The sequence below is a fragment of the Lentzea kentuckyensis genome, assembly GCF_002150765.1.
Lineage (GTDB): Bacteria > Actinomycetota > Actinomycetes > Mycobacteriales > Pseudonocardiaceae > Lentzea > Lentzea kentuckyensis.
Map to the genome: position 1 here is coordinate 166,894 of NZ_MUYM01000043.1, position 8,411 is coordinate 175,304.

8 protein-coding genes are annotated in these 8,411 nt (G+C 69.8%); 7 read left to right on the forward strand and 1 reads right to left on the reverse strand.

Annotated features, from left to right (window positions below; translation table 11 throughout):
• Nucleotides 1-22: 22 nt before the first annotated feature.
• A complete protein-coding gene (locus B0F77_RS21695) occupies nucleotides 23-409 on the forward strand; it encodes a VOC family protein (RefSeq protein WP_086664766.1) in 387 nt (128 codons plus the stop codon).
• Here B0F77_RS21695 and B0F77_RS21700 read toward each other — a convergent pair.
• A complete protein-coding gene (locus B0F77_RS21700; protein WP_245848513.1) occupies nucleotides 395-727 on the reverse strand; it encodes a YciI family protein in 333 nt (110 codons plus the stop codon). The genes B0F77_RS21695 and B0F77_RS21700 overlap by 15 nt on opposite strands.
• A gap of 170 nt (nucleotides 728-897) precedes the next feature.
• On the opposite strand from B0F77_RS21700, the gene B0F77_RS21705 reads away from it, so the two are divergent.
• The 6 genes from B0F77_RS21705 to B0F77_RS21730 all read left to right on the forward strand — a co-directional run bounded on the left by B0F77_RS21705 (nucleotide 898) and on the right by B0F77_RS21730 (nucleotide 8,250).
• Nucleotides 898-1,971 carry a hypothetical protein gene (locus B0F77_RS21705; protein ID WP_086664768.1) on the forward strand — a complete coding sequence of 358 codons (1,074 nt, stop codon included), beginning with the start codon at nucleotides 898-900 and terminating at the stop codon, nucleotides 1,969-1,971.
• Between the two features lies 1 nt (nucleotide 1,972).
• On the forward strand, nucleotides 1,973-3,115 hold the full coding sequence (locus tag B0F77_RS21710) for a toxic anion resistance protein (RefSeq protein WP_086664769.1): 1,143 nt from the start codon (nucleotides 1,973-1,975) through the stop codon (nucleotides 3,113-3,115).
• Nucleotides 3,116-3,404: 289 nt separating this feature from the next.
• Nucleotides 3,405-5,009: a VWA domain-containing protein gene (locus B0F77_RS21715; protein WP_086664770.1), complete on the forward strand. Its 1,605-nt coding sequence runs from the start codon at nucleotides 3,405-3,407 to the stop codon at nucleotides 5,007-5,009.
• Nucleotides 4,996-5,574, forward strand: a complete 579-nt coding sequence (locus B0F77_RS21720; protein ID WP_245848514.1) for a hypothetical protein — start codon at nucleotides 4,996-4,998, stop codon at nucleotides 5,572-5,574. Before B0F77_RS21715 ends, B0F77_RS21720 begins: the two co-directional genes overlap by 14 nt.
• A 10-nt stretch (nucleotides 5,575-5,584) precedes the next feature.
• Nucleotides 5,585-5,950 carry a cupin domain-containing protein gene (locus B0F77_RS21725; RefSeq protein WP_086664772.1) on the forward strand — a complete coding sequence of 122 codons (366 nt, stop codon included), beginning with the start codon at nucleotides 5,585-5,587 and terminating at the stop codon, nucleotides 5,948-5,950.
• Between the two features lie 155 nt (nucleotides 5,951-6,105).
• The gene (locus B0F77_RS21730) at nucleotides 6,106-8,250 is read left to right on the forward strand and encodes a hypothetical protein (RefSeq protein WP_143466842.1); all 2,145 of its coding nucleotides are present in this window, start codon (nucleotides 6,106-6,108) and stop codon (nucleotides 8,248-8,250) included.
• Nucleotides 8,251-8,411: the final 161 nt, after the last annotated feature.

An 8,411-nucleotide genomic window follows, 5' to 3' on the forward strand; every position in this document is an offset into this window, starting at 1 on the left:
CCGGATCCGGCACGCTGTCCCCATGGGCGAGCCTGCGGTGATCTCGGTGATGCTGATCGTCCCGGACGCCGACGCGGCCGTCAGCTGGTACCGGACCGCACTCGGCGCCACGGAGCTGTGGAACCTCGGCGGCGTCGCCGGCCTGTCGATCGGCGGCGCGGCCTTCTTCGTCCACGAGGTCACCCCGTCGAACCCCGCGGAGAGCAGTCCGAGCGGGGTCACGAGCGTCCGCGTCGAGCTGTTCTGCGACGATCCCGACGGGTTCGTGGGACGCGCTCTCGCTGCCGGAGCTGTCCGCGGCTCGGCCGTTGTGGAGCACCAGATGCCGTGGGGCACGCACCGGCAGGGCGGCTTCACGGATCCGTTCGGCCACAAGTGGTCCGTGGGCGACAGATCACCCCTGCGCTGACTGCAACGGCCACACCTCCACCACTCCGTGAGCAACCGCGCACGGAGTGTTCGCAACCATCTCGACGGCCTCTTCCAAGGACTCGGCCTCGATGAGCGCGAATCCCGCGATCGGCAGGGTGGATCGCATGAACGGGCCTTCCTCCACCTTCGTCCCGGCGTTCTCCGGGTTGCGCACCTGCACGGGCGACCCGGCGATGCCCATCTGCACCCCGGCCGCGCGCAGACGCTCGTCGTGGGCGTGCGCCGCGTCGCGAACAGCCTGGTCCGTGCGGTCGTAGCCCGCGCGTTCGCCGTAGCCGATCGTCACGAACCTCATCACTGAACCTCCTCGATTCGAACTCTTCAGCCATACCGACTCGGGCGGCGCCGCGAACTCATCGGCCCGTTCATCGACTGTTCATCTCACGGTTGCGACCACCCACCTCGTAACGGCGTCGAAGTGACGAAGGATCTCTTCTCCGACAGGGCATCCGGCAGAGGTGGACAGTGAAGAGAACGCTCGGCATCGGTCTTGCGATCGTGCTGCTGGTGGGTGTCGTCACGGCGATCGTCCTGGGGCAGGGCGGCGGCGAGCAGACGCAGCTCCAGACGGTGCGCGGCGTGATCGGCTCGGAGAAGCTCGCCTTCTTCGCCGACCAGCGGGTCAAGGACGTCTTCGCGAAGCACGGACTGAAGGTCGAGGTGGATCCGGCCGGGTCGCGGCAGATCGCGACGACCACGGAGCTCGACAGGTACGACTTCGCGTTCCCGTCGAGCGCGCCCGCCGCCGAGAAGATCCAGCGCGACCGCAAGGCGGCGCGGACGTACGCGCCGTTCTCGTCGCCGATGGTGATCGCCACGTTCGACCCGATCGCCGACCTGCTCACCAAGGCCGGGGTGGTCAAGGCGGGGCCGGGCTACCAGACGTTCGACGTGCAGGCCTACCTCGATCTCGCGGCCAAGGGCACGCGGTGGGACCAGTTGCCGGGCAACGGTTCCTATGCGGCGCGCAAGAACCTGCTGGTCACCACGACGGATCCGCGTGATTCGAATTCGGCGGCGATGTATCTCGCGATCACGTCGTTCGTGGCGAACGGCGGAGTCGTGAGCACGCCCGACGCCGAGGCCAAGGTGCTGCCGGCGGTGTCGAAGCTGTTCCTGGACCAGGGTTACACGCAGAGCAGCAGCGAGGGGCCGTTCGAGGACTACCTGTCCGCGGGGATGGGCAAGACGCCGCTGGTGCTGGCGTACGAGGCGCAGTTCGTCGATCGGGTGGTGCGCGGCGACTCGACGATCCGGCCGGACATGAAGCTGCTGTACCCGGCGCCGACCGTGCTGTCCAAGCACACGCTGGTGCCGTTGCGCGAGCCCGGCGACCGGGTCGGGCAGTTGCTGTCGAGCGACGCCGAACTGGGGAGGCTCGCGGCGACGTTCGGGTTCCGGACCGCCGATCCCAAGCACTTCAACGACATCGTCAAGGAGAAGAACCTGACCGTGCCGCAGACGATCGTGGACGTCGTCGAACCGCCCGCGCACGAGACGCTGGAGCGGATGCTCGAAGCGATCGCGAAGCAGTACTGACGTGACCGACTTCGCGCTCACGCCACCGGACCCCGTCGAGCCCGTGCCGGTCGCCCGCGCGGCAGGGCTGATCCCGGTCACCGACGAGTCCAGGGTCGAGCTTTCCGCGCGAGCCATGGCTTTCATCGACGCGCTGAACGCCGTCGATCCGCAGTCGCCGGACTTCAGCCGCATCGTCGACGAGGCGCTGGTGCTCGGCGAGGCGGAGATGCGGATCGCGGCCCAGATCGCGGGACGGCTGCTGGACCGCACGCTCGCCTCGGTGTCGTCGCCCCACACCACGCAGGTGTCCACGAGCCTGACCGAGTTGCGGCGTTCGGTGCGTGAGCTGGACCCGCAGGACCTCACGAAGCTGACCGGCCGCAAGATCCTGGGGTTCATCCCCGGCGGCAACGCGGCCAAGGGTGTGCTGGCGCGGCTGCGGGCGGCCGACGAGCCGGTGAACCGGATCGTGCTGAAACTGCGGTCCGGCCAGGACGCGCTGAAACGCGACAACGCCGCCATCAAGGGCGAGCGGCAGCGATTGTGGGACCTGATGACCAAGCTGTCGCAGGACGCCGCGCTCGCCGCCGAGATGGACGAGGCGGTGCAACGGCAGGTGGCGATCCTCGACCTGGCCGATCCAGGGCGCGCCAACACGTTGCGCGCCGACGTGCTGTTCGGTCTGCGGCAACGCCATCAGGACCTGCTGACCCAGCTGGCCGTGTGCGCGCAGGGGTACCTGGCGCTCGACGTGGTGCGCCGCAACAACGACGAGCTGATCAAGGGCATCGAACGCGCCGTCAGCACCACCGTCACCGCACTGCGCGTCGGCGTGGCGGTGGCGGCGGCGCTGGCCGGCCAGCGCGAGGTGATCGACCAGGTCGACGCGGTGCGCGGCCTCACCGACTCGATCCTGAAGTCGAACGCGACACTGATGTCGTTGCAGGGCCAGGACATCCAGCGCATCGCCGCGACCCCGGCGGTCGGCATCGAGGCGGTTCGCACCTCGTTCGACCAGATCTACGCGGCGATCGACGCGATCGACACCTTCAAGGCCCGCGCGGCCGACTCGATGTCCAGCACGGTCACCGCGCTGGACGCCGAGATCCGGCGCGCCCACGACCACCTGAGCCGCGTGCGCGGCGCTGAGGAGCAAGCTTGACTTCCCTCCCCACTGAAGCAGGGAGATTCGCCCCTCGCGGGTTGAGTTTTCTGCTTCACCGCCCAGTGCCGACCCGCTTTCACGGCGAGGGTCGGAATACCGACCATCGGTCTTACCTGAGCTCCACAGACTTCACCTCCCGCCAGCCCGGCGGTAGGCCCGTCCGCAGCTTGGTTTTCACCCCGGACCGGCTGACCGGACGTACACGACGGTCTTTCGCCCTCGGGGCGGGCCCCCGCTTCTTGCTCTGCTCCGCGGGAGTTCGTTTCCTTCGTACGAAGGAGCAAGCATGATCCGCCGCCTCGTTCCCGCGGTCGCCGCTCTGGCGCTGCTCGCGGGGTGTTCCGACGAAGCCGACTCGTCCAGACCGGTGGGCGACGCCGCTCCCGGCGTCCTGCGCGTCCTGGCGGGCAGCGAACTCGCCGACCTCCAGCCCGTCCTCGACGAGGCCGCCAAGGCCACCGGAATCTCGGTGAAGTTCAGCTTCACCGGCACCATCGAGGGTGCCGAGAAAGTCGCGAGCGGCGCCGCCGAACAGGGTTTCGACGCGGTCTGGTTCTCGTCGAACCGCTACCTGGAGCTGGTGCCCGAGGCCCAGAAACGCCTCGGCACCCCGACCAAGGTCATGTCCTCCCCCGTCGTGCTCGGCCTGCCCGCCGCCAAGGTCAAGGAACTCGGCTGGGACACCAAACGCGTCGGCTGGGCGGAGATCGCCGCGGCCGCGGGCGCCCGGAAGTTCACCTACGGCATGACCGACCCATCTGCCTCCAACTCGGGCTTCTCCGCACTGGTCGGGGTCGCGGCGGCGTTGTCCGGCTCGGGCTCGGCACTCGACGCCGCCAAGATCAACGCGGTCGCGCCGCAGCTCAAGCAGTTCTTCTCCGCGCAGACGCTGTCCGCGGGCTCGTCCGGCTGGCTGTCAGAGGCCTACCAGCGCAGGGCCAGGGGCGAGGACCCCGGCGCCAAAGTGGACGGTCTGATCAACTACGAGTCGGTCCTGTTGTCGCAGAGCCAGGAGCCGTTGACGCTGGTGTACCCGAGCGACGGCGTGGTGACGGCGGACTACCCGCTCACCCTGCTCACGTCCGCGAGCTCGGAAGCCCGTGCGGCGCACCAGAAACTCTCCGACCACCTGAAGAGCGCGGACGTCCAGCGCAAGATCATGGACACCACCCGCCGCCGCCCGGTCGTGCCGCAGGTACCGCTGGACCCGAAGTTCGCGGTGAAGGACCTCGTCGAACTGCCGTTCCCCGGCAGTCAGTCCGCTGTGGACGGTCTGGTCACCACCTACTTCGACCAGTTGCGCCGCCCGTCCCGCACGCTGTACGTGCTCGACACGTCCGGTTCGATGCAGGGCGACCGGATCGAGGGCCTGCGCCAGGCGCTGGTGGGGCTGACGGGCGCCGACGAGTCGCTCGCGGGCAAGTTCAACCGGTTCCACGGCCGCGAGCAGGTGACGCTGCTGCCGTTCAGCAGCAGCGCGCAACCGGCGTTGAAGTACGAGGTGCCGACCGCCGACCCGCGCCCGGTTCTCGACCAGATCCGCACCACGGCGACGTCGCTGAACGCGGTCGGCGGCACGGCGATCTACAGCAGCCTGCGTGGCGGGTACGACGTGCTGCGCGAGCAGATCGACGCGGACCCGGACCGGTTCACGTCGATCGTGCTGATGACCGACGGGGAGAACACCGGTGACGAGACCATCGGCAACTTCCAGGCGTTCCACCAGGGCCTGCCACAGAACCTCAAGGGCATCCCGATCTTCCCGGTGCTGTTCGGCGAGAGCGCGACAGCCGAGATGGAACAGCTGGCGAAGATGAGCGGCGGCAAGGTCTTCGACGCCCGCAGCCGCTCGCTTTCCGCGGCGTTCAAGGAGATCCGTGGCTACCAGTAACCCGGTGCTGCGCTACCTGACGTCCTGGAAGAACATCGCGGGCTGCGCCGGCGGGCTGATCGGCCTGCTCCTGCACCTCGCCGGGTTCGCCGGCTCCTACTGGTTGCTGGTGGTGCTCGGCCTCTACGGCGTGGGCGCCCTCGCCGCGCCGCCCGAGCGGATCATCCTGGTGACCGACCCTGAGGAGGAAGCAGGGCAGCTGCGGACCGAACTGGACGCGCTCGTCCTGCGGGTCCGCGGCTTCCACGTGCCCGCCGAGGTCGCGCCGAAGCTCGCGGAGATCGCCGAGATCCTGCGCGGCATGCTGGACCGCCCGCGCGCGCTGCGCGCCGACCCGGACGCCCTGCACGCCGTCACCCGGCTCGTCGGCACCGACCTGCCGCTGTCCGTCCAGACCTACCTGAACCTGCCGTGGTGGTTCGCCGCCGCGCGTGGTTCGGGCGCGGAACTGGTGCGGCAGCTGGACTTGCTGCACGCCGATGCCGTGCGGGTCGCGGAACGGTTCCACGCGGCCGACGTGCAGCGGCAGGCGGACCACACCCGCTACCTCGAAGATCGCGAGTAGCCTGCAGATCATGCGTTACGTGCGGGTGTTCGCGGACGAGAACGGCGGATCGGCCTTCGAGGACGTCGAGGTGCAGGGCACACCGACGGTCACGGTCGAGGGTGTGCCGCCGTTGCTCGTCTCCGGCCCGTTCCAGGCGTCCTCGATGCTGGTGGTCGAGCAACCGTCCGCCGGCACACCAGAGTGGGAGCTGCACGTCGCCCCGCGCAAGCAATGGCTGATCGTGCTCAGCGGCAGAGCGGCCGTCACGGTGTCGAACGGGGAACGCCGCGAGTTCGGCCCTGGCTCGCTGCTGTCCTTCGAGGACACCGAGGGAGAAGGCCACCTGTCCACCCCGCTGACGGACGACCTGTCCTTCGCGATGTTCCCGCACTGACCGACCCTAAATGGGTGTCCACCCCGTACGTGGCGGTCTGCGATCTCCGCTAGGTTCTGCCGGGTCCTGGCTGAGGAAGTGCATTCGAGGGTGAAGCGGTGCTGCCGGAATCGGCGTTCGAACGGGCTAGACGGGGAACCGGTCAGCTCTTCGCGGTGAACAGACCCGCGGGAGCCGAACGGACGCAGTACCTGATCCAGGCGGCGGAACTGGCGCGGGCGAACGGGTTCGCGGTCACCTGGGTCGGCTGCCGCGCGGACGCTCCCGCGTTCTGGCCGTGGCACGCCGTTCTCGCCGGGCTGGGCGGTGACGCGTCGGCGCTCGACGCCGATCCCGAGGTCTGCGCCCAGAAAGTCCTCGACGTGCTGTCGGCGGGACCGGCACTGGTCATGATCGACGACATCGACGTGGCGGGCGAGGAGGCGTTCCGGCTCACCCAGGTCGTGGCCGGCGGTGTGCATCGCCTGCCGGTGGTCATCGTGGTCACCTCCACCGGGGCCACGGCCCTCGACGACACGGTCCGGCTGGTCGAACGGGCGCACGCCGTGCTGGCGAAGGGCAGGATCACCGAGGCGCGCGAGCTGCTCGACCAGGCGGCGCGGGACGGTGATCCGGAGGCGGCGCTAGGGCTGCCGGGCATGTGGGTCAACAAGTTCCGCGGCCGCGCCGACCGCGCGCTGGCGATCGCCCGGTTGCGCGAAGCCCTTGTCCTGCACCCGGCCGAACCGCTGCACACCCGGTTGACCGTGCGGCTCGCGGCCGAGCAAGCGTACGACCGGCGCGAGACCGAGTGCGTGCTGGAAGCGTTGCAACAGGCCAGGAACACCGGTGACCAATTGACCTTGGCCGAGGCCTTGTCGTTGGCACATCACGCGTTGTGGTCGCCGGAGCACAACGCCCTGCGGCTGAGCCTGGCCGACGAGCTGATCACCGTCGCGTCGGCGTCCGGCCTCGACCTGCTGGCGCTCAGCGGGTTGTGCCGGCGCACGATGGACCTGTTCTGCCTGGGCGACCCGCACGCCGAACGGTCGCAGGTCGAGCTGGCCAGACGGGCGCAGGCCCATCCGGGGCTGCTCTTCTTCCACGCCGCGATGGACGTCATGCGCACGATCCGCGCCGGGCGGTTCGCGGAGGCCGAGCAGAAGTCGCTGGCCTGCCTGCGGATGGGGCTGGAGGCGGGTGACGTGGACGCGGAGACGTTCCACAGCACGCACCTCTTCGCCATCCGGTGGCTGCAGGGCCGCGGCGGCGAACTGGTCGACCTGGCCGAGCAGGTCACGCACTCCCCCACGTTGCCGGACCTGGAGTTCAGCTTCGAGGCGGCACTCGCGTTGCTCGCACTGGAGGCGGGGCAACACGACCGGGCGCGGTCGGCGTTGCACCGGATGACGATCAACGGGCTGAGCGCGGTCCCGTTGTCCAGCACCTGGATCACGTGCATGTTCTGCGTGGTGCACGTGGCCGCGGGGCTCGGGGACGAGGAGATCGCCCGCGAGGCCTACCAGTTGCTCGAACCGTTCGCGGACATGCCGGTCGTGCCGGCCACCGCGATCATCTGCTTCGGGTCGGCCGAACTGCTGCTGGGCATCGCCGCCACGACGTTCGGCGACCACTCCCTCGCCGCGCGGCACCTGGAACGCGCGGTCACCACCAACATCCGGCTCGGCAACTTGCCGATGACCGCCTACGCCCGCGCGACCCTCGCCCAGACGCTGGGCGGCGAGCAGGGCCGGGAGTTGTTCGACGTCGCCATCACCGACGCGAACGCGATCGGCATGACCGCGCGCGCCGCGATGTGGGCCCAGGCCCGCGACGGGCTGGCCGGTCGCATCTCCATCCGGCGCGAAAGCGGGTGGTGGATCGTGTCCCGCCACGGCAAGGACATCCGCGTCGAGGACCTGGTGGGCATGCGGTACCTCGCCCGGCTGGTGGCGGATCCCGGCGTGGAGGTTCCCGCACTGGAGCTCGTCGGCGGCGAGGACAGCGGCAACCAGCCGCTGCTGGACCCGGAGGCGCGCGCCGCCTATCTCACCCGCGTCCGCGATCTCCGCGCGCGGATCGACGACAACCCGACCCCGCGGCTCGAGGCCGAACTGGAGGCGTTGCTCGACCATCTGGCGCGGGAGACCGGGCTGGGTGGCCGCACCCGCAACTTCGCCGGCCCCGCCGAACGCGCCAGAACCGCTGTGCGCAAAGCGATCCGGCGCGCCATCGACACCATCGCGGCGACCGAACAGTCCACGGCTGACGCCCTGCGCACCGCGGTGACCACCGGCTACCGCTGTTCGTACCGCCCCTGACCACCGGACGGCCACCGTGCCGCCACCGCTGGTCGGCAGACTGCGGTGCACCAGGCCCGGTCAGTGCCTCCGAGGGGGACGCATTGGCCAGCGCGGCGGCTCGCCTCCCCCAGAGCGAGCCGCCGCGCACCCCCCGAAGCCGGCACCGAGACCCGCACCCC